The organism is Peribacillus sp. SIMBA_075 (assembly GCF_046534585.1).
The window spans coordinates 18,914-41,709 of the sequence record NZ_JAWRYN010000012.1; the positions used below are offsets into that span (position 1 = coordinate 18,914).

A 22,796-nucleotide genomic window follows, 5' to 3' on the forward strand; every position below is an offset into this window, starting at 1 on the left:
ACTTATGGAAGTTTCACTTTATAAGGGACAAAAAGTTTGAAGGAGAAATATTTATGGATGTTACATTGTTTTCAGTTTTAACGATAGGTTTTGTTTTGGGGATCAGGCATGCAATTGAGCCTGATCATGTGATTGCAGTATCAACAATTGCAAGTCAAAGTAAAAAGTTATGGCACGCTTCTCTAGCAGGGGTATTTTGGGGGATAGGTCATACGATAACATTATTTATAGTTGGTATTATTCTAATTCTTATGAAGGGTGAAATACCAGGGAAATGGTCTATGTCCCTAGAATTTTTAGTAGGAATCATGCTTGTTTATCTTGGTGTTACAACGATTCTTTCTTTCAAAAGTATCCATGTACATACGCATGGACATGATGGAGATGAACATAAACATGTCCATACCCATGAACATGGTGGTAAACATGAGCATAAACACAAACATAAACATGTTTCATATTTGAAATCGATGTCTATTGGTCTAGTCCATGGTCTTGCAGGAAGTGGCACTATGGTTATATTGACGATGAGTACAGTAAAGAGTGTTTGGGAAGCGGCTATTTATATCCTTTTATTTGGAGTAGGAACGGTCATTGGTATGCTTTTTTTCACTACGATTATTGGTATCCCTTTTGTGTTAAGTATGAAACGTGTTAAAATTAGTAGAACACTTGTATTCACAATGGGCACAATTAGCATGATTTTTGGAATATATTATATGTATAATTTAGGGGTTAATGAAGGATTATTTAACCTTTGGTTTTAAGTCAGTAAGGAATGTTGAATCGAAGCATGCTAACATACACACTATTATTGAATGCTATATATGGATGAAGGGGGATTAGATGAATACTCTTGGATATGCGATACTTAGTTCGCTTGGTAGAAATCCATGTTCCGGCTATCAATTAGTTGGATATTTAGAGGTATTATGGCCTGCGAAGCATAGTCAAATATATCCTCTGTTAACTAAAATGGAGAAGAATGGGCTTTTGGAATTTGAACATATTGAACAAACGGGTAAACCTGATAAGAAAATATATTCACTCACAGAAAAGGGAAGAGAAACTCTGGAAAAATGGGTCACTGAATCGCCTTCTGATCCGATCATTCGAGATGAATTTCTTATTAAGATGTATTCGATTTGGTTATCGAATGAAGAAAATGCAAAAAAATTAATTCAGGACCGAATTGCTAAATTAGAACAAACCGTGGCTTTGCGAGATGAAAATATAGCCAGAATTGAACAAACACATGGGAAGAATGGGTTAGAAATGACATCTAAACATTTTGGTGGTTATATTCTTTTTAATAGAAGGAGTATGTTAGATGAAGAAGAAATTTCATGGTGTAAGTGGGTTCTGAATTTGATTGAGAAAGCTAGATTAAACAATTTAATGTTAGGAATCATTGTAGGAAAACTTAATATAATCATTCAAGACAAGATATTGATTTAATGACTATAATCAAAAATTCCAGCTTTGTTTCGGTGCCTGTGCATCCCAATCATCCCAAAAGCTTAATTATTGAATCTGATACCAAAAAAAGGAGGGCTGTTTAAAAGCACAGCCCTCCTTTTGATGTTGTTGGGGAATTTTCCTACAATCAAAGCGAAAGGTTCCCTCTAATGAATATTTAAGAGGAGAGTTATTCGTTGAAGATATTAAGTATATATTTGAAGATGCACCTCAAAATTTGGAGTCTTTAATCACCGCTGACAAAACAGCCTCTTTTAATCGTAGGCAGGTAAATCGGAAATCTAGTAAAGCTTCAATTGGGCAAACATCAGAAAAAAGAAACCTATGCAGTCAAAACTTGCATAGGTTTCTTCCCTATTTACTGGGCACCATAACTAATCAGGTTCGTCATGATTCGATAACCGCCTGGAACCTGACCTTGAATTTGCCTGTATAGGACAAGGTTCGTGTAAAGGTAGGTGCCTTTACCATATTTCGCCATAAGGATTCCGCCATCAAATGGTGCTTCATTCGGATCAGCCATGGAAATGAACGTTTCAAATCGATCATCCCATTTCATTGGGAAGTACAATCCTCTTTCTTGAACCCAATTATTCCAGTCGTCCGATGTTATTTTATTTGGATAGTTAAAAAGCGCTGATTCTGGTTTCAACACGTTTACCGCGGCATTTTCATCTGTTACCCTCCAGCGAATGGAAGGATTCCCGAGGGTAAGTGAATATGGGGCAGTCTTCAGGGCATCCCATCCATCACCGGGTTTATGGTATTGAACGACGAGATGACCGCCATTTTCCACATATTCAAGTAAACGAGCGTTATTTGCCTTCAAATCTTCCCTGGATAGATAGGCACGTATGCCTGTAACGATCGTGTCGTATTGGCTCAAATCACCTTCTGCTAAATCAGCTGCTGTTAACTTTGTAATGTTAAGGCCTGCATTGCTTAAGTAATCTGCTACTTTATCAAATCCACTTTCAATGTAACCCACTTTTAATGAAGGCGGCATTAAAAGCTCAAATGCAACGGTGTTGATGGCTGCTGGGTATTGGTAATAGAATGTTCCGATATGGTCATAGGAAATTTCCTGGATGGTTGAATCAAAGGTTTTTCCATTGACAGTGGCAACTGCCTTAACCTGATATTCCCCATTTTGAATTGCCTTCGGTGGTGTGAGGGTGAACTTCACTTGTTTTTCTTCTGATTTTTCATTAAATGATACGGTGGCTTTTTCAGGGCTAATTCCCCAATTTTCAGGGATTTTCAAAGCGACCTTTGCTGATATCTTTCCCTCTGTATAATTTTTCAAGGTTACGGTCACTGGTATTTCTTCTTTTACATCTACTGTATTTACCACGATATCTTCAGGAGATAGGGTAAGGCCAACGTCAGGAAGGACAGCTATCGTTCCATCTAATTCTTCCTTTATGGCAGTTTTGGTGCTGCCGTATTTATAAGAAATATTGGTTGTAATTGTTGATTCATCATAAGCATGGTAATAAGCTGCATCTTCTGGGACTTTAACCTGGTAGGTTATTTTTGCTGATTCATTTGGTTTTAGATTGATTTCATTGGATTTTGTTTTAGCCGTCCATCCTTTAGGCACGTTCAATACAGCCGCGACTTTTTTCAATGCTTGTTTCCCGTTATTCTTCAAGGTTACGGTTACGTTCGTATTTTGGCCTTTCGTAAGAATCCTTGAAGCAGCTTTAGCTTGAACATCCAGTCCTGAGGAGACATAACTGACGTTTTGCAATTGCTCATCTTTTAATGAGAGCTTATGAATCAAGTCGTTCTTCGTGGCAGGGCTTAGCTTAGCCTTTTTGATTTGCGCAATAATTGAACGAACATTGGAGAGCGCTGTTTGGGATGTTGAAAAAACACGTTTATCATTTGGATAAGCCGTAATAACGGCATCCAAATTTCGTTGTAAGTATTTAAATTCACCCTTTAATTTTGAAGCTGAATGTGGGAGTTTTTCAGCCCATTCTGTAAAATTATAAGGTACACCTGCAAAAAGGTCCGACTGTTTTTTTGTATCAACGGCACTTTGTTTCAAATCCAGATGGATCTGTCGAGGTGCTGCAGGAATATCAGAACCCATGCCTTGGCTTTTATGAAGATAGCGGGATTGTTCCCCAAGCTGCGGGTAAGTCATACCATATATTGGATCATATTTTCCGATTTCAATCGAAGTGGTTGCTTGATCTGTGGAGGAAACAGGTAAATATAACTTTTTCACTTGCCATACAGATAGACCCTGTTTCAATTGTTGTGGAAAAACAGTTGGATCAGCGGCATCCTTAAAGGCACGTTCACTTAAGATTGTCATTGTTCGATGATGTCCATGCTGGGTATCATCATTTTGGAAGGAAGGCATCAATATATCAGGCTGATATGTTCGAATAAAGCGGATAAGCCGTTCATACGTGAGTTCCTCACCCCACTTTTCTAATGTTTCTCCTGGTGTTTTAGAGAAGCCGAAATCATAAATGGGATCAGAGGTTGTTTCACTTAGATGATACGCCTTCACCCCAGTGATTTTTGCAGCTTCTATCATTTCTCTTGAACGGATGATTCCAAGAGCATTGTCCAGTTCATCCCCAATTTCATTTTGTCCCCCTTCACCCCGATTTGCAATCAGGCTGGATGTCTTCACACCTAATCCTCTCGATAGATAAGCGAGAAAGTCACTTCGCTCATCATCTGGATGGGCTCCGCTGTTTAAGAATGTCACGGTCGTCTCGAGTGGCTTGACTGCATTCCATAACTCAACGTTGGCTTTCTCCGTTTTTGCAGCGCTGCCCCCGAGCGGCAATGATGCAAGAACGAACCAAAGAGAAAGCAAAGATACCAGAGCTTTTTTCATTTTTCTTTTAACCTCCTTCAACTAAAATACCTAAACTTTTGTGAAGAAATTAATGTAGGTTAGTAATATTTTCTAACCAACCAGGCGGAAAAAACATATCTAATAAATATCATTGTTGGTTATAAATGTAAATAATGCGAAGTAACTATTAAAATAAGAATATTTAAAAAAAACAAAAAATAACTTGTGTGCTAAATTCCTTTGAGTTATATTTTTACTTAATTAGGAAGAATTACTAACTAAATGATGTAAGGCCGTGATGTGATGAGTTTTAAAAAAACACCCAGTCATCAAAAATATGCAAATAAAAAAAGGATCATTCAATGCATACAACAATGTTCACCCATTTCAAGAGCGGAAATCGCCGTTAAGCTTCAGTTGAGTAAACCGACTGTTTCTCTGGCTGTGGATGAACTTATACAGGAGAAATGGGTATTTGAGAAAGGGATTGGAGAGTCCTCTTCTCAAGGTGGGAGAAGGCCTATCCAGCTCTTTTTCAATGAGAAGGCTGCCTATATCATTGGGACTGATATTGGCGGGACGAAAGTGAAAATCGTTTTATGTGATTTAAGTGGAAAAATCCTTGCTGAAACTAGTTTTTCAACAAAAAATTATTTGCAATCAGGTCTTCTTAAACAAATGGCGATTGAAACGGAACGGTTAATTGCAAAGAATCAGATTGTGAAAAACAGGATATTAGGGATGGGGGTTGGGATTCCTGGTATAACGCAAACGGCAAGCGGATTAGTCATAGAGGCACCGAGTTTAGGATGGATTCAATATCCGTTTATAGCGGAAGCGAAACGGTATTTTGATTTCCCTATTTTTCTCGACAATGATGTAAACGCGGCGGCACTCGGTGAACAGTGGCTGGGTAATGCACAAAATAAGCGGAATTTGTTGTTCATTGCGGTTGGAACCGGTATAGGAAGCGGCATTATCTTGAATAACCAGTTATACAGAGGGGCTTCCAGTGCAGCTGGGGAGATGGGTTATATGGTGACGGACAAAGAGGATATGAAGCGTGAATTCAAGCCGATTTTCCATAGGTACGGTTATTTGGAAAGTGTCGCAGGAGGAAAATCGATTGGCGGTCATTTTACCAGAGCTGTTCTCAAAGATCCTCAGCATTCTTTATTTGAACGGGCCAAGTCTTCCGAACTGACAGGGGAAGATGCCTTTTTGTCCGCGAAAAAAGGGGACACGACAGCCATGGCCGTCATTAATGAAGCAATCGAACATTTAGCCTGCGGAATTGTCAATGCGGCTAGTTTGCTAAATCCAGATGTGATCATATTAGGAGGTGGTGTATTAAATTCATCTGAATACATTTTACCTAGAATTCGTGAGATCGTTGATCGATATCTTCCAAGTTTAGTAGAAATGAAAATTTCACAACTGGGAGAAAACGCAGGAGTATTAGGAGCGGTTTCCCTATTCTTAAGGGAACATGATAGCATTTTGAATTTTCATGATGAGGGGGATTAATAATGAAAAAGAGGAAAAAGTCGCTTGTTTCAGTACTGACTTTATCGGCAGCAATATTGATTTCAGGATGTAACGGTACTGATACGAAAACGAATTCGGATGCTGGCGGTGCCAAGGGAGAAAAAGGTGAGTTGGAAGATAAAATCGTCGTTTATTCACCGCATGGCAAAGATATTTTATCAACATTCGAAAAGCAGTTCGAAGGTAAATATGGCATTGATGTTGAGTGGCTTGACATGGGGTCTCAGGAAGTCCTTGACCGTGTTCGCTCAGAAAAAAATAATCCGCAGGCAGACGTTTGGTGGGGAGCACCTTCCACTAACTTCAATCAAGCAAAAGATGAGGGGCTGCTAGCTGCTTATAAGCCTACCTATTCCGATAGTCTTGATGCAGGATTCCGCGATCCGGAATGGTATTGGACGGGAACGAGCCAGACACCGGAAGTCATCATGTACAACAGCAAAGAACTATCCAAAGCCGAAGTGCCGAAAGATTGGGATGAGCTGCTTGATCCGAAGTGGAAAGATGAAATCATCCTCCGCTATCCGCTAGCCTCCGGGACGATGAGGACAATTTTTTCTGCGATGATCTATCGTACGTATAAGAAAACAAATGATCCACAAGAAGGATATGACTGGTTAAAGAAGCTCGACCAAAATACAAAGGAATATTCAGCCAACCCGGAAATGATGTATAACAAGGTGGCAAAAGGAGAGGGCTCGCTTTCCGTTTGGGCAATGCCGGATGTTGTCATGCTGAAAGAAAATAAAAATTATCCGTTTGAGTTCGTCATTCCTGAAAGCGGAACGCCAGTATTGACAGAAGGAATTGCCATCGTTGAAGGTGCCAAACATCCCAAAGCGGCTGAAGCGTTTTATGAGTTTGTGAATTCACCAGAAGCCGCGAAGATTTTGGCGGAAGACTTTTACAGGATTCCGACCAGAAGTGATGTGAAGGATTTACCTGAATGGATCACGGATACAGAAATTAAAGCGATGGATATTGATTGGAATGCATTCCAAGAAAAAGGTGACGAGTGGATGAAATATTGGGACGAAAATATAAAAAGTGGGGATAAAGAAATTAAAGAATAAGGAAGTGTCGTTGGATGGCGTCAATAAAAATAGAGAATGTCCAAAAAGCCTTCGGGAAAACGATAGCTGTTGATCATTTAAATCTGGAAATCAAAGAAGGCGAGTTTTTTACCTTTCTTGGCCCAAGTGGCTGCGGTAAAACGACAACGCTTCGGATGATTGCCGGTTTTTATTATCCTACAAAAGGCGTCGTCCGATTCGGCAACAAAGATATGACGCGTGTGCCTCCGGAGAAAAGGAATACAGGCATGGTATTTCAAAACTATGCCCTCTTTCCCCACATGACTGTATTTGAAAATGTTGCATTTGGTTTGCGCGTGAGAAAAGTTTCTTCAAGCGATTTAAAGGGGAAAGTGCTGGATGCACTTCGCAAAGTCAGACTGGAGAGCTACTCGAGTCGTCAAGTGAGCCAGTTAAGCGGAGGACAGCAGCAGCGTGTTGCCCTTGCCAGGGCCCTGGTTATTGAACCAGAAATATTGCTGCTGGATGAACCATTAAGTAATCTGGATGCCAAGCTTCGTGATGAAATGAGGGTAGAAATCTTAAGGCTGCAGCGTGATTATAAGATTACCACCATTTATGTCACACATGATCAAGCTGAGGCATTGTCCATGAGTGATCGGATTGCTGTGTTCAATTTTGGTGTATGCCACCAGGTCGGGACGCCGGCAGAAATTTATAATCGGCCGGCCAATGATTTCGTGGCGAGTTTCATAGGTGAGATTAATCTATTGCCCGTTCAAGTCGAAAAAGTTCAACAAGATAATATAGTGGTAACCCTAAAAAACAGTGAACAACCGATTAAATTCAATGTACAAAATCAAGTTAGTGAAGGAATTTCTATTCTGCAGACTGATTATGACCTTGCTGTTTCGATTCGTCCTGAAGCAATCAGGATTCTGGATGTGGCCGAAGAGGGAATGAATATCTTTAAAGGCAAAATCAATTCCGTCCAATTCTTTGGATCTGTAGTAAATGTCATGGTGGATGTTCAAAACGTGTTATTAAGGGTGGATGTATTTAATACTCATGAATTTGGATACTTTTATCAAGGGAAGGAAGTATATGTCCAACTTCCTGGGAAACAGCTCCGCCTTATCCCTGTCATAAGCGGTGAAGTTCCATGATTAAAAATCGTGATACTAGACTAACGATTTGGCTCCTAATACCAGTTGTATTAGTGCTCGTGGCTTATGTTCTCTACCCATCGTCGAGAACATTTATAGAAAGTTTGCAAAAAGACGGATCGATATCCCTGGGGAATTATCAGGACTTCTTCGTACAGGAATCAAAAACGAACCTAGAGGCTCTATGGAATTCCGTTTATATATCCATATTGAGTGTATTGGTCAGTGCCTTGATTGGCATTCCACTCGCATTCATTTTTAACCGTTACGATTTTCCAGGCAGAAGCTTCTTTTCATCAGCAGCGATTTTGCCGATTGTTCTTCCATCATTGGTGGGGGTTATGGCCTTTATGTTTTTATATGGAGAATCGGGATTAATTCCAAATGCTATCAAGGATATGTTCGGTCTCGATAAAGTTCCATTTAAAATTGGCGGGGTATCAGGAATCCTGATCGTTCATGCCTATACGATGTATGTCTATTTTTATATGACCGTATCCGCTGCAATCAATAAAATTGATCCCTCCCTGGAAGAAGCTGCATATAACTTAGGCGCAAATAAATTCAAGGTTTTTTGGAAGGTGACATTTCCATTATTGACACCTGCCATCGTTGCCGCTTCTTTACTTGTTTTCATGATATCAATGGCTTCTTTCAGTGCCCCGTTTCTATTGGCTGGCGGGTACAGGGTGTTGAGCCTGCAAATTTATTTTTCGAAAATCAATGGTGATATGGAAATTGCTGCCACTCAATCAGTCATTCTATCCATTGTTTCAATTTCATTTCTATTATTCATGCGTTGGTATCAGAATAGGAAAGATTACCGCATGGCTTCGAAAGGGATTGGGGCACACAGGAGTGAAGTGAAAAATCCATTTATGAAGTGGGTGATGGTCGTAACGGGTATCATCGGCGTACTTATTCTGCTTTTACCGCACTTTACGATTCTATTGCTTTCGCTTGTGCCGGATGGAACCTGGACGTTTCAAACGTACCCGACAGTATTTAATGCGGAAAATTACCGACTTTTGTTTGAAGACCCCAATATCTTTAAACCGTTACGAAATAGTTTACTGATGGCTGTTATTGCCACACTGGCAAATTTGGTGTTTGGGGTCATCGCGTCCTATGTTCTTGTTAAACGGAAATTCGTCGGGAAAAGCTTTATTGATATCCTAGTCATGATTCCGTGGGCCTTGCCTGCAACGGTTATTGGGATGAACTTGATATTCGCATTTAATGAACCTAGCGTTTTTTCTTTCGGTCAAATATTAGTAGGAACATTTTGGATTTTGCCCCTTGCCTATTTCATCAGACATATTCCCCTTGTAGTTCGCTCAACTAACGCCGTTCTGGAACAGCTTGATGACTCAATTGAGGAAGCGGCAAGAAACTTGGGGGCAAAGTGGTTTTATACCTTCAGAAAGGTCATTTTACCGATTATTTTGCCTGGTGTTTTATCAGGGACATTATTAGCCTTTATAGAGTCTGTAGGAGAATTCCCAACCTCAGTCCTGTTGTACACGATTTCAAACAGACCCATATCCATTGAAATCATGAATCAGCTTCGGATGTTCAATATGGGGCAGGCAGCTGCCTATGGGATGATTCAAATCACGCTGATAGTTATCGTTCTTTTTATTTCGAACAAGTTTTTTGGAATAAAAGCGGAAAAAGCTTTATAAATCGGAGGTTCAAAGATGAGTAAGCTTGAAGAATTTATCAAAAATGAAGGCAGTGTTTTTCCCGGAAAAACATATGCGGAAGAGCTTCTAATGCCTGTTTTTAATGATCAAAGAGATTACTTATTTCATGTTATGTTCGATATTCATCGGGCACATGTCATCATGCTTTCGGAACAAAAGATCATTAAAGAAGAAGAAGCGAAAACCATGCTGGAGGGGATTCGGAAAGTGGCTCAAACAGATCTCACTCTCCTGACCTATCAACCTCAATTCGAAGACTTATTTTTCATGATGGAGGCAAAGATTGGCGAGGAAATCGGTCACGAGCTCGCAGGAAAGATTCATATCGGCCGTAGCCGTAATGATATGGGAGTTGCGATGTATCGGCTTGTTATAAGAGGTCATCTTCTGCAATTGATCGGCTATGCAAACCAATTGAGCGAGGCATTCTTGGTGCAGGCAGAAAAACATATAGAAACCTATATTACTGGTTACACGCATACCCAACCGGCTCAGCCGACTACATTAGGCCATTACTTTTTAGCCATTTATGACGTTCTTCAAAGGGATATTGGACGGTTATGGGCAGCCTATGAAACGGTGAACCAATCCCCGCTGGGCGCGGCTGCGTTAACAACTACTGGTTTTCCAATCAGCCGTAACCGTACCGCTGAATTGCTTGGGTTTGAGGCGGTTGTTGAAAATTCCTATGACTCGATAGGCGGGGCTGATTATTTATTGGAAACCGCAACTGCCATTATGACGTGCATGGTTAATACTGGGAGGTGGATTCAAGATTTCTTGCAGCATGTGACAAGGGAGTTTGGTACATTTCATGTGGCAGATCCTTATGTTCAAGTTAGCAGCATCATGCCGCAAAAAAGAAACCCAGTATCAATTGAACATTCCCGTTCGATTGCAAGCAGTTCGTATGGTGATGCACTTGCTGCAATGAATATGATCCACAACACACCATTTGGTGATATCGTCGATACGGAAGATGATTTACAGCCGCATTTATATCGGGCTTTTTCGAATGCAGGCCGTGTCATGAAACTAATGTATGCAGTCATATCAACATTGAAAGTAAATGAAGAACATACAAAAAAAATGGCCGCAAAATCCAGTATAACGGTTACTGAATTAGCTGATACCCTATCAAGAGATTACGAGTTATCATTTAGAAAAGCCCATTCCATAGCAAGTACAATTGCAAAACGGTCGATAAGTGAAGGGAAAGAGCTATATGATTGGGACACACAAGAAATCAACAAGATCATCAATGAATTCGTTGCAGTGAATTTAACTGAAGACGAATGGAAAAAAATCATCTCTCCAGAATACTTTGTGGAAATTAGAAGCATTCAAGGCGGGCCCAGCCCGAAAGAGGTTTCGAGGATGATTGTAAATAGAAAACAAAAACTGGAACAAGCGTTGCAGGAGTATAAGGAAATGGTTAAAACATTGAATGATCGAAGGAAGGCTTTAGTGGATTACTAAGAAATGAGTTTTAACGGGCATGAAATTCACGAGTATTTGCTCTAAACTCACGAGTAAAAGCGTGGAATTCACGAGTATTTGCTCCAAACTCACGAGTAAAAGCGTGGAATTCACGAGTATTTGCACCAAACTCACGAGTAAAAGCGTGGAATTCACGAGTATTTGCTCCAAACTCACGAGTAAAAGCATGAAACTCACGAGTATTTGCACCAAAATCACGAGTAAAAGCGTGAAATTCACGAGTATTTGCTCCAATCGCGAGTAAAAGCAATGCGGGATGTATTTTAAAGTTCATATTTCATAATATATAGTCATTCTTTATTAGGGTGGCTATTTATTTTGATTTTTATTGCAACTGAGATTTCCCTAATGATAGTAAATGAAGATTATTTCCAAAACGATGCTATTATTTGTAAAATACATAATATAAGGCGGAACGTTAATGTCAAATAGATCTCAGTTCGGTTTATCCTGATTTTAATAGCTTTTGTATATCGATTACTTTTTGCTTTAATCCGGAAGCCTTATTAAAAGGTGGATATGATTTAGCTATGGATGGTCTGGTAGTAGCCAGAACCTTGATGAATTTATTAGTTAAAATAGGGGATTTGATGATAAACAAAAAAGATTGGTAGTTTATTATGAGACATTGTTTTTTGACGGCTATTTAACTTTCTATAATCACTCTTAAGAAAAAGGACATTATTACTGTATTATTCGAAGGAAGGCTCAGTCTTTTGACTGAGCCTTCCGATGTTCATTCACAGGATTTCCAAAATAATCAGCATCAATGAGTGCTTCAAATATCGTTAACGGATTTTGGTTCCAACTGAACCGCATGATTCCTGAGGGCAAGACTTACCGTTATCATCACAATGAAATTGAATGCCAAGGCGATGATTCCCACATTCAAATCTTTCGCTGCTTGTGGCAAGGATGGAAACAGGGTCCCTATTGTTGAATGACTGAGTGTAATGCAGATCACGATGGCCAATCCGGTGATGATGCCGGCGATTGCGCCATATTTATTGATTGGATTCTTTTTCTTCTTCAGACTAAATAGAAGGGACGGGAATAGCTGTGTGATGAGACTGTATCCCATGAGAATTAATGCTGACATCGTTTCGCCGCCGTTTAAGGTGAAGTAGACGGCTATAAGGGCAATGATTGGCACAAGGATCTTTGCCAATCTTACAACGTGGCGATCTGATACTGTAGGTGCAAATTCCTTATAAACGTTTTTAGCGAGCAGTGTAGCGACGCTCAACAAAAGCATGGATCCCGGCACCAATGCGGTCAGCAACCCAGCCCCGCCGATTATACCTATAAACCATGGGTCAAAGGTCTGGATCGAAAGGCGCAGCAATGAGAGGTCTGCATCTGCCCCTACGAGTCCAGGCACTTTCAATATAGCTGTAAACCCTACAAAAAATACGAATAACAGCATGAGCGTATATAAAGGGCTGATGATGGCATTTTTTCGAAATACCTTCCCGCTGCGAGCTGAATAAACCGCGCTGAAAACTTGGGGCCACATATAGAAACCAAATACGAGCAATATTACCGTGGAGATGAACCATGATATGCTAAGTCCCTGCTCGGGGAACTTTAGAAAACCAGGCTTGGCCGCATCAATTGCTTCGAACATCGGCTGAAATCCACCAAAGTAATGAATGGGCAGATAAATTCCTAAGAATCCTATAATGGCGATCATCATGATATCTTTAATGACTGCTGTCCAGACTGAGCCGTGTATACCGGAAATCATTACATAAATGGTAAGGCCGATTGCCCCCATCCATACCGCCGCAGACATTGAGATTGCACCATAAGATGCCTCTGAGACAATGATCCCCAATCCTTTCAGCTGCACGACGATCACTGGAATCATCGACACCACACCGACAAGCGCAGCCAAAATTCCTAAACTGGGACTCTTATATTTGCTTACAAAAAAATCGGATTGGGACATCAGCTTATTTTCTTTGGCATATTTCCATATTTCAGGAAGGAGCCAATAGGATAATACGTAAGACAAAGTAATGTAAATAAGAACATATAGAGCGGGTGCGCCCTTGCCATAGGCCCAGCCGCTGCCGCCAAGGAAGGAGAAGGTCGTATAGATTTCCCCAGCCATCAGCAGGAAGACGAATATTGCACCAAAACCGCGTCCGCCCACCGTCCATTGTTCCAAGTTCATATCTTTTCCTTTTGAAGAACGAATGCCTAAAAATATCGATAGTAGTAAAAAAGCTAAAATGATTATGAGGGCAATATTCATTCCTGGTCACCTTCCCGATTCCGGGGATCCAGCTTATACATGATGCCCAAGATGGCAGAGGTAAGGACCACCCACATAGCCATCCAGAACATATTGAAAGGCATCCCTAATACATAAGGTTCTATTCTATTAACAAAAGGCAGAAATCCTAGTATGCCTATAAAAGGAACTAGAGTAAGGATATATAGAATCTTCATTAAACAAACCCCTCCGTTTTAAATAAAGTGAAACGTCCAACAATGGGGGTTTTACTTCAGTGCCACTGATGGATGGGTGAACCAAACTGGATGGAAAATTCATACATGACGGATATTCCTTCTTTGATAAGGAACCGATGATAAATATAAGCTTACACTATTTTGATATGAAATTTAATGCAGTTGCTTGATATATTTTTAGCAACAGAGCCGCTGATAAAAGATAAAGCCTTGAATTCTTATAGAGTTCAAGGCTTTATCCTTTTACTATCTTTTTTTCTGATAGTTATATAGTATCACCAAGACCATGAACCAGATTGGCGTCATGAGCAGTGATAGCCGTGTGGCTTCAGCGAAAAGCATAACAATAAGGATGAACAGGAATAATCCTAAAATGGCGTAATTGATAAAGGGTGTAAAAGGAGCCCTGAAAGTTGATTCGGCTCTTAGGTCCGGCCGTGTTTTCGAATATTTGATATGTGAGATCAAGATGATGCTCCATACCCATATGAAACAGATGGCACTGATGGTTGTCACAACGGTAAATGCCTGTTCCGGTATCAGTTTGCTTAACAATGCTCCTAGTGATACAACGATTGTTGATGTTAATAAGGCATTGCTAGGAACAGCCTGTTGATTTAATTTTTCCAGTTTAGCAGGGGCTTCTCCATTCCTGCTTAACGTATAGAGTATTCGGCTTGTTGAAAATAAACCGCTATTGCATGCAGAAGCAGCTGATGTCAAAACGACGAAATTGATGATCCCCGCAGCGACAGGAATGCCGATTAGCGCAAAGACTTCTACAAATGGGCTGCTCGTGGCATTCAGTTGTGTCCAAGGGTTGACACAGAGAATGACGAATATGGCACCTACATAGAAAAGTAAAATCCGGACTGGGATTTTATTGATGGCAGACGGAATGTTCTTTCTCGGGTTCGCCGTTTCTGCTGCTGAAACCCCGACCAATTCGACACCTACAAAGGAGAAGACGACCAGCTGTAAAGATAACAGGAATCCGGAAATTCCATTTGGGAACATGCCTCCATGAGTCCATAGGTTCGTTAGGGAAACCGTTCCCGTATTGGTATTGAAGCCGATGGCCAAGAGAATGATTCCTACGAATATCAAGGTGATGATCGTGATTACTTTTATGATGGCAAACCAGAATTCCAATTCGCCAAATAACTTAACGGTCAATAGGTTCAATCCTAACAGAATGACAAGGCATATTAGAGCTGGTATCCATTGAGGGATATCGAACCAGTATTGTATATAGACACCGACAGCTATGATATCGGCCATTGCGGTCATGATCCAACAGAACCAATATGTCCAACCGGTCACGAAGCCAGCCCATGGGCCGACATATTCGGTTGCGAATTCAGTGAATGACGTATATCCTGCATTGGATAAGAGCAATTCGCCTAGGGCTCTCATCACAAAAAACAAGGCAATTCCAATTATTAGATAGGAGAAGATGATGGATGGACCTGCCATTTGTATGGCTTTTCCGGATCCCAAAAATAAACCGGTACCAATGGTTCCTCCTATTGCAATAAGTTGTACATGACGATTTTTTAAATCTCTTTTTAATTCCTGTTTAGCCAATTCGTACGCCCCCGTCTTTTATAGTCTTGGTAGTGAATGATTTCAAACCTGCATGGTCTTGGAGAAGGACGTGATTTTTTCACCCAGCTTGCCAATGGTTTTCACGATTGTTGTTTTAAGTCCAATCACAAAGTGGACAATAAAAAAAGAGATTGGATATACCAATCTCTTAAAGGGTTCAGAATAACAATTTATCATTCGTTACTCTTCTGTCCTTTTGCCTGAGATTGTGAATCCTTCGGCGCTGCATCTTGTACAGTCTCTCCAGAAGCTGCTCCTGCTATAGTGTCATCCATAGCATTCATCGCTTGCTTGTATGCGGTTGTGTAAAAATGTCTGTCTGCGGTGATCTTCCACTGCTGAAGCATTCATTATACTTATAAAATAATATTGGAATTCTATCATCTATTTTTCTGAAGGTCAACAATTTTTTTTGGGAGTTAGCCAGTCTTATAAGAGGTTTATAACACATTGAAATGGTTTTAATTTTTTTAAACGTTCACTTGAAAAGACTTTGAATGGTTCAAAGCAGAAGTGATTGTTTTCTACTCTTTTTTTTGTGTAATCACTATTATAAAATACTGATTCACTTTTTAAAAAAAAGTATTTTAAGATAGGAAAAATCGCCAAGATATATTTGACAACTGTTTTTTTGAAAAATACATTTGTGTTTTTACAGAGTATTTACTATTATAAGATAAGAAAACAAAATTAAAGTGTTATTTATATGATTACGATAAGGCATTTCTAACCACAATAATAAATAGAGTCGATTGGCGGTAAGGATGGAAGAGCATTGCTGCTAATTTTGCATCTGGGGGAGTTAATCATGTCAAACAAGGAATTAAAGAGAGGGCTGGAGGCACGTCACATTCAAATGATAGCTTTGGGCGGAACCATTGGGGTCGGGTTATTCATGGGATCGGCGAGCACGATCAAATGGACAGGGCCTTCTGTAATGCTTGCATATGCCATCGCAGGTATATTTATATTTTTCATCATGCGTTCTATGGGGGAGATGCTATATTTAGAACCGACTACGGGTTCTTTTGCATCCTTTGCAAGCAGCTATATACATCCTTTGGCAGGTTATATGACTGCTTGGAGCAATTGGTTTCAATGGGTAATCGTAGGAATGTCCGAAATCATCGCCGTTGGAATGTATATGCAGTATTGGTTCCCGGAGTTACCAGCTTGGATACCAGGTGTGGTCGCCATGATCATCTTGGGGGCAGCCAACCTCATTTCCGTAAAATCTTTCGGGGAATTTGAATTTTGGTTTGCGCTTATAAAAATAATAACGATTGTATTGATGATCGTTGCCGGCCTTGGCCTTATTTTCTTTGGAATAGGGAATGGCGGAGATGCAATTGGATTATCGAATCTTTGGGCAAATGGCGGCTTCTTTACGGGAGGCTGGACAGGATTCTTCTTTGCGCTTTCCCTTGTTGTGGCTTCCTATCAAGGCGTTGAGCTCATCGGCATCGCGGCCGGAGAAGCGAAGAATCCAACGAAGACCGTAACAAAAGCGATCCAATCAATCATATGGCGCATTTTAATTTTCTATATTGGCGCTATATTCGTCATCGTGACGGTTTATCCATGGGATAAACTAGATGACATCGGAAGTCCATTCGTTTCAACCTTTGCTAAAATCGGTATCACAGCAGCTGCAGGAATCATTAACTTTGTCGTAATCACTGCGGCAATGTCCGGATGCAACAGTGGGATCTTCAGTGCAGGGCGTATGCTTTACACGCTGGCATTGAATGGCCAAGCTCCTAAAATCTTTGCAAAAGTATCTAAAAGTGGAGTGCCGGCATATTGTACGATCGCTGTACTATTAGGATTGGGTATCGGGGTTGTCCTGAATTACCTTGCACCGCCGGAATTATTCCTTTATGTGTACAGTGCGAGTGTTTTACCCGGAATGATTCCATGGTTTGTCATACTTATCAGTGAGCTTAAATTCAGAAAGGTAAATGCTGCTGAAATGGAGAAACATCCGTTCAAAATGCCGTTTGCCCCTTACAGTAATTATGCGACAATTGCCTTTTTACTGATGGTGCTGGTGGGTATGTGGATCAATCCCAGTACAAGGATTTCCTTGGTTGTCGGGATCGTTTTCCTAGCATTGGTCGTAGTAAGTTATTACATGCTGAAAATGGATAAACGAATACCATTGGATGCTAAATCCGATGATGAGATTTCCAGTTAAGAAGTCTCGTGCCATTTCGATAAAAAGATGAGTGATACGAGTTTTTCTATAATAAGGATTTTGGGAGATCATCTTGGTTAATCTACGTTCATGACTCGAGCTTTGCCGAGTGTGTTTCCCCTTAGTATAAATATAATAGACACTAATTAAAGTTGTGCATAAATTGTGGACAAAACAAAGAGAGATAAAGAGAAATCTTCATCCCTCAGGCTTTTTCCCAACTTGTGCATGACTTTTTTTGAGGAAAGAACAGTTATTGTAGAAAAAATTCTCAATAAAGCTATGGAGTATTCAAGTATTTTCTTTGGCAGAAAATGAGATTTTCCTAACTAGGCATGAATTCTATGTAAATGGTTTTGGGATATAATTTGTAAAAAATGAACGGTTCATTTTTGCACATATAGGCTATTTAAGGTTTTTAAGTATAATGTTTAAGGGAAATGATTATAGGTTTTAACATATGTTCTAAAAATCGAATGTTTGTTTTTTGAGCCTTCATTCGCCTAATTTTTTCAAATTCAAAAGAATATTGATAGGTAATTCCGAAAAATCAATGGTAATATTTAAAAAATATAAATATTTTTTTAGTGTTGTGGAATTTAAAATAATCTTATATACTTAAAAAAACTATTTTCCTATATGTAACTGGCGCAACATGGAGTACCATGGGGGAGCATATAGAGTATAAGCCGCGCGCCTGGGCAAACACTTGATTTATAGATCAAGTGTTTTTTAATTTCCTAGGAAGAGGTGTAGGTAGAGATGAGTAATATGCATAGAAAGATGGGGACCTTTGCTTTAACTATGACAGGTATTGGTTCTATTATCGGCTCAGGTTGGTTGTTCGGAGCGTGGAAGGCTGCCCAGATTGCTGGACCAGCAGCTATTTTTTCTTGGATTATCGGTATGGTGGTAATTTTATTTATTGCATTATCTTACGCAGAGCTTGGGGCAATGTTTCCTGAAGCTGGAGGCATGGTTAAGTATCCTCAATATTCGCATGGCTCTTTTATTGGATTTTTAGCTGCGTGGGCGAACTGGATATCTATCGCTTCGACTATTACCGTTGAGGCCATTGCTTCGGTACAATATATGAGTACGTGGCCTTGGGAATGGGCCAGATGGTCTCATTCTTTAGTTGATAACAATATCTTAACGACCAAAGGATTATTCATAGCTTCTTTACTACTATTGTTCTATTTCTTCGTCAACTATTGGACAGTCAACCTTTTTGCTAAGGCAAATTCATTTATTACCATTTTTAAATTAATTGTTCCAGGTGTAATGGCAGGATCGTTATTTTTTGCTGGATTTCATGGTGAAAACTTTACAAGTTCTCAGGGTATCGCACCATATGGTTGGGCAAGCGTTTTAACAGCAGTAGCTACTTCTGGTATAGTATTTGCGTTTAACGGATTTCAAAGTCCCGTTAATATGGCAGGTGAAGCGAAGTCACCGAATAAGTCTATACCTATTGCTGTTATTGGCTCTATTCTAATTGCAGGTTTTATATACGTTATGTTACAAGTTGTGTTTATCGGTGTAGTCGATCCGTCAATGATCGTGAACGGATGGAGTCATCTGAATTTTAATTCACCTTTTGCAGATTTGGCAATTGCTCTAAGCCTTAACTGGTTAGCGATTGTATTGTTTGTAGATGCGTTTGTTTCACCGTCTGGTTCAGGTGCCACTTATACAGCTACAACTTCGCGAATGCTTTATGGAATGCAGAAAAATGGGTACTTACCGAGGATCTTTGGTACATTACATCCACTTTATGGTGTTCCGCGTGCAGCGATGTTATTAAACTTAGGTGTATGTTTTATCTTTTTGTTTTTGTTCCGCGGATGGGGCGTACTTGCAGAAGTGATTTCAGTTGCCACACTTATTTCGTATATCATGGGGCCAGTTGCATTGGCAACATTAAGACGTACCGCTTCACATTTTAACCGTCCATTTCACTTAAAAGGTGCCTCTATTATTGCACCTTGCGGATTTGTTTTTGCATCGCTTACTTTATACTGGGCGCGTTGGCCATTAACAGGAGAAGTCGCTTTCATCATTGCCATTGGACTGCCTATTTACTTTTATTATCAAGCTAAAAATAAATGGAATGGATTCAAAAAACAATTTTTATCAGGTGTTTGGATGCTTCTTTACTTAGGTTGTATGATTTTGATTTCTTATATTGGAAGTGAGAAGTTCGGCGGAAAAAATATTCTTACATTTGGCTGGGATATGGTGGTCATTACATGTCTGGCACTTGGCTTCTTTTGGTGGGGAGTTAAGAGCGGCATTAAAACGGAATACATGGATGAAGCTGAAAAAATCAACAAAGAATTTATCAATAAATAACTTTTTGTGCAGGCACAGAAATATGAGTATAAAGAAAACATGGTTATTTTATGACCATGTTTTTTTATTTATTTTAAAATAAGTGCTGGCGATTGTAACGGTATTTTGGGTTTAAGGGTTTTTTAGTCTTTGCGATTAATTCACAAGTAAATAGTGAAATCTTGCGAGTTAAGTATGCTCTATCAGATAGAAAACAAAATATCCTACTTTTTAGTGAGGTAAAAGTATGAATTGGATTGATTTTAAATCACTTTCACCTATAGAATGTGTCTTTTCCTAAAGGTTTTCATAGTATATATAACTCTCCACATCATTTGAGAAAGGGGTTAATATTTTGGAAAGAACAAAGCTTACCGGGCGTATTGTTACACCTAATGATGCCGAATACGAGCATGCCAGGATAAATAATAACTTAAGTTTCCCTAAATTTCCAAAGGTCATTGTGTTTTGCCAAAATACCAATGATGTGTTGAATTCACTGAAGTGGGCCCAGGAAAATCATACACCTTTCCGGGTTAGGAGCGGCAGGCATAGTTATGAAAACTTTTCATTAGTGAACGGCGGTCTAATCATTGATATTAGTGAAATGTACAAGATCAAGGTCAATCGTGAAAAAATGATCGCAAAAATTGAAGCCGGAGCTGATTTAGGGCAAGTATATAATAAGCTATGGAAGTATGGAACGACGATTCCGGCTGGGACCGAAAGCGGTGTAGGTCTTGTAGGTCTTACGCTTGGCGGTGGTATAGGGATGTTAACGAGGCGCTTTGGACTTACTTGTGACAATATGGTTGAAATAGAAATGGTAAGGGCGTGTGGAAAGATGGGCGCCAAACTCATTAAAGCAAATAGGAAAATTAATAGTGATTTATTTTGGGCATGCTGCGGGGGTGGAGGAGGAAACTTTGGCATAGTCACTTCTCTTACTTTCAGGGTACACCCTGTATCAAGGGTATCGGTTTTCTCCGTCACATGGGGGTGGAAAGATTTCGAAGCGGTGTTTAATGCCTGGCAGGATTGGGCCCCTCAAGCTGATGAATGTCTAACTTCTGAAATTGAATTCAAGGCAAAGGAAGTAAACCAAATTATCGCTCAAGGTGAATTTGTTGGAACGTCACATAGGTTAAAGCAGCTTCTAAAACCTTTGACGAAAACTGGTTCACCAACGAATGTCATGATAAAGGAAGTCCCTTACATTGAAGCCGTAGGATTCTTTAATGATCCGAGTGGAAATCGACCGGCCCATCGTAAGAGGTCAGGTTCTTTCATTGAAAAAACTTTTCCTCAGCGAGCAATCTTGACGATGAAGCATTTTCTGGAAAACGCTCCAAATGAAAATGCAGCCATTTGGCATCAATCCCTTGGAGGAGCGGCTGGCCGTGTGGAACCAAAGGAAACGGCATTTTATTATCGGGATGCTTTAATCGCCCAGGAGTATTTGGCTACATGGACTAATCCAGAAGAAGAGCGGCAAAACATTCACTGGATCAAGGAACTTAAGTACGCCTTGTCTCCGTACACTACAGGTGACTATGTGAATTGGCCCGATACCCTCATCAAAGATTGGCCAACTGCGTACTATGGAGAAAATTTCAAACGGCTTCGAGAAGTGAAAACGACCTATGATCCATACAATACGTTTAAATTCCCTCAAAGCATACCGCCATTAAAAAGGTGGGGTTGAATGGAAGCATCAAAATCATTCGATATTAAAAGGCCTATTCCTCAATATGGGTATAGGGCTCTGTTATTTAGGTTTTGTATATATTAATTGAGGTAATCCCAAAAATCATGCTTATGAAATTAAGGTTTGCGTAAGGAAACGTTTGCTTTTACCTGATTTAATTGATTGTTATCAATTTATTGTTGAGGCATGTAGTTTCTTTCCTTATGTCATTATTGGAATTCCCTACATTAGGTTGACCCTTCTTTTCTTTTAAAAGGAGAAAAAATATAACATATACATGATGGTCCATCAATTTCCTAAAAAGTGGACCGCTTGGAAAAGTCCCGAAACGTCCAAAAAAGATTGACGAACAAAGAATAGATAAGGATTCTGTGCATAACTTGTGGACAACAAATAATCAAGTGACCATCCAAATCCATGAAACTTTAGTTTTTAAAATCGGGCAAAAAGAGAATGGAACTATTAGTTTTATTTATTTAGAATCCTCTATCTGCATAAATAGTATTAGGTTCCTTGAATATCATGTTGTATGAATCACAATAAATATATCGTGACTTGTTGATTGTTCAGTTAATTAAATTACACCTTTACTTATTGGTTTTATAGGATTAAAATCGGAGAAAGAATTATTATAATAGGATGAGCTGATTGGACAACCAAAAGCTCCTGAACGCGATAAGCGAACAGGAGCTTTTTGCGTTCATTTTGGAAAAAGGAGTTGGGAAGATGAATATTGACCATATTGAAGCTTTTATGTATGTTGTTCACCTTAATAGTTTCATAAAGCCGCAGAGGCAATGTTTTTATCACAGCCAACGGTTTCGGCAAGAATTAAGACACTTGAGAGTGAACTCGATTCAGTACTATTTGAGAGGCAAGGGAGAGGGATTATTTTAACCGAAAAAGGGAAAGCCTTCATTCCATTTGCGGATCAAATTATTCGCACCTTTCAACAGGGGAAAAAACAGTTGAAAACAGGAAGCGAACTGGAGGAAATAAAGATAGGGGCTAATATCATTACATCGCAATACTTTATTCCATTTGCTCTTCCTCTATGGAAAATGGAAAACCCCAATTTACGCTTTAAATTTATTTCAGCAACAAATGATGCATTAATGGATAAATTGCTTCAGAAACAAAGAAGAGAGACCTAGTCCCTCAAATTCTTTTCTACTATCCATATACATGACTTTTTCTTGTTATAAAAGGGA

Annotated in this window: 16 protein-coding genes and 2 riboswitches; of the genes, 11 read left to right on the forward strand and 5 right to left on the reverse strand. The window is 39.6% G+C overall.

The window, feature by feature from the left end; genetic code table 11:
* Positions 1–53: 53 nt before the first annotated feature.
* Both SB775_RS11465 and SB775_RS11470 read left to right on the forward strand, forming a co-directional pair.
* Positions 54–767, forward strand: a complete 714-nt coding sequence (locus tag SB775_RS11465) for a HoxN/HupN/NixA family nickel/cobalt transporter (RefSeq protein ID WP_410861667.1) — start codon at positions 54–56, stop codon at positions 765–767.
* A 79-nt stretch (positions 768–846) separates the two neighbouring features.
* On the forward strand, positions 847–1,458 hold the full coding sequence (locus SB775_RS11470) for a PadR family transcriptional regulator (protein WP_089362807.1): 612 nt from the start codon (positions 847–849) through the stop codon (positions 1,456–1,458).
* A gap of 379 nt (positions 1,459–1,837) precedes the next feature.
* Here the strand turns inward: SB775_RS11470 and SB775_RS11475 are convergent, their stop codons facing one another.
* Positions 1,838–4,345 carry an NEW3 domain-containing protein gene (locus SB775_RS11475; protein WP_410861668.1) on the reverse strand — a complete coding sequence of 836 codons (2,508 nt, stop codon included), beginning with the start codon at positions 4,343–4,345 and terminating at the stop codon, positions 1,838–1,840.
* Between the two features lie 264 nt (positions 4,346–4,609).
* Here SB775_RS11475 and SB775_RS11480 point away from each other — a divergent pair, with 264 nt between their 5' ends.
* From SB775_RS11480 to argH, 5 genes are read left to right on the forward strand one after another with little or no spacing between them, the layout of a single operon-like run.
* On the forward strand, positions 4,610–5,833 hold the full coding sequence (locus SB775_RS11480) for an ROK family transcriptional regulator (RefSeq protein WP_317777755.1): 1,224 nt from the start codon (positions 4,610–4,612) through the stop codon (positions 5,831–5,833).
* A 2-nt stretch (positions 5,834–5,835) separates the two neighbouring features.
* Complete coding sequence (locus SB775_RS11485; RefSeq protein ID WP_410861669.1) at positions 5,836–6,927, forward strand: extracellular solute-binding protein; 1,092 nt, start codon at positions 5,836–5,838, stop codon at positions 6,925–6,927.
* Positions 6,928–6,941: 14 nt separating this feature from the next.
* Positions 6,942–8,054 (forward strand): ABC transporter ATP-binding protein, encoded by a 1,113-nt coding sequence (locus tag SB775_RS11490; protein ID WP_317777757.1) that lies wholly within the window; start codon positions 6,942–6,944, stop codon positions 8,052–8,054.
* Complete coding sequence (locus SB775_RS11495; RefSeq protein ID WP_061461655.1) at positions 8,051–9,739, forward strand: ABC transporter permease; 1,689 nt, start codon at positions 8,051–8,053, stop codon at positions 9,737–9,739. Before SB775_RS11490 ends, SB775_RS11495 begins: the two co-directional genes overlap by 4 nt.
* A 15-nt stretch (positions 9,740–9,754) precedes the next feature.
* The gene (gene argH, locus SB775_RS11500; RefSeq protein ID WP_410861670.1) at positions 9,755–11,239 is read left to right on the forward strand and encodes an argininosuccinate lyase; all 1,485 of its coding nucleotides are present in this window, start codon (positions 9,755–9,757) and stop codon (positions 11,237–11,239) included.
* A 10-nt stretch (positions 11,240–11,249) separates the two neighbouring features.
* Here argH and SB775_RS11505 read toward each other — a convergent pair whose 3' ends face one another.
* From SB775_RS11505 to SB775_RS11520, 4 genes are all read right to left on the reverse strand, one after another.
* Positions 11,250–11,534, reverse strand: a complete 285-nt coding sequence (locus tag SB775_RS11505; protein ID WP_410861671.1) for a hypothetical protein — start codon at positions 11,532–11,534, stop codon at positions 11,250–11,252.
* 504 nt (positions 11,535–12,038) lie between these two features.
* A complete protein-coding gene (locus SB775_RS11510) occupies positions 12,039–13,520 on the reverse strand; it encodes a sodium:solute symporter family protein (RefSeq protein WP_410861672.1) in 1,482 nt (493 codons plus the stop codon).
* Positions 13,517–13,717, reverse strand: a complete 201-nt coding sequence (locus SB775_RS11515; protein ID WP_061461660.1) for a DUF3311 domain-containing protein — start codon at positions 13,715–13,717, stop codon at positions 13,517–13,519. Before SB775_RS11515 ends, SB775_RS11510 begins: the two co-directional genes overlap by 4 nt.
* 267 nt (positions 13,718–13,984) lie before the next feature.
* Positions 13,985–15,325, reverse strand: a complete 1,341-nt coding sequence (locus tag SB775_RS11520; RefSeq protein WP_089362816.1) for an amino acid permease — start codon at positions 15,323–15,325, stop codon at positions 13,985–13,987.
* Between the two features lie 199 nt (positions 15,326–15,524).
* A riboswitch (glycine riboswitch) is annotated at positions 15,525–15,603 on the reverse strand.
* A 551-nt stretch (positions 15,604–16,154) separates the two neighbouring features.
* Between SB775_RS11520 and SB775_RS11525 the strand changes: the two genes are divergently transcribed.
* The 4 genes from SB775_RS11525 (at position 16,155) to SB775_RS11540 (ending at position 22,739) form a co-directional block, all read left to right on the forward strand.
* Complete coding sequence (locus SB775_RS11525) at positions 16,155–17,543, forward strand: amino acid permease (RefSeq protein ID WP_061461662.1); 1,389 nt, start codon at positions 16,155–16,157, stop codon at positions 17,541–17,543.
* Positions 17,544–18,174: 631 nt separating this feature from the next.
* A riboswitch (ZMP/ZTP riboswitch) is annotated at positions 18,175–18,253 on the forward strand.
* Between the two features lie 52 nt (positions 18,254–18,305).
* A complete protein-coding gene (gene aimA / locus SB775_RS11530) occupies positions 18,306–19,898 on the forward strand; it encodes a glutamate/serine transporter AimA (protein WP_089362817.1) in 1,593 nt (530 codons plus the stop codon).
* Between the two features lie 334 nt (positions 19,899–20,232).
* On the forward strand, positions 20,233–21,582 hold the full coding sequence (locus tag SB775_RS11535) for an FAD-binding oxidoreductase (protein ID WP_410861673.1): 1,350 nt from the start codon (positions 20,233–20,235) through the stop codon (positions 21,580–21,582).
* An 800-nt stretch (positions 21,583–22,382) separates the two neighbouring features.
* Positions 22,383–22,739, forward strand: coding sequence for a LysR family transcriptional regulator (locus SB775_RS11540; RefSeq protein WP_410861674.1), 357 nt, complete (start codon positions 22,383–22,385; stop codon positions 22,737–22,739).
* Positions 22,740–22,796 lie beyond the last annotated feature (57 nt).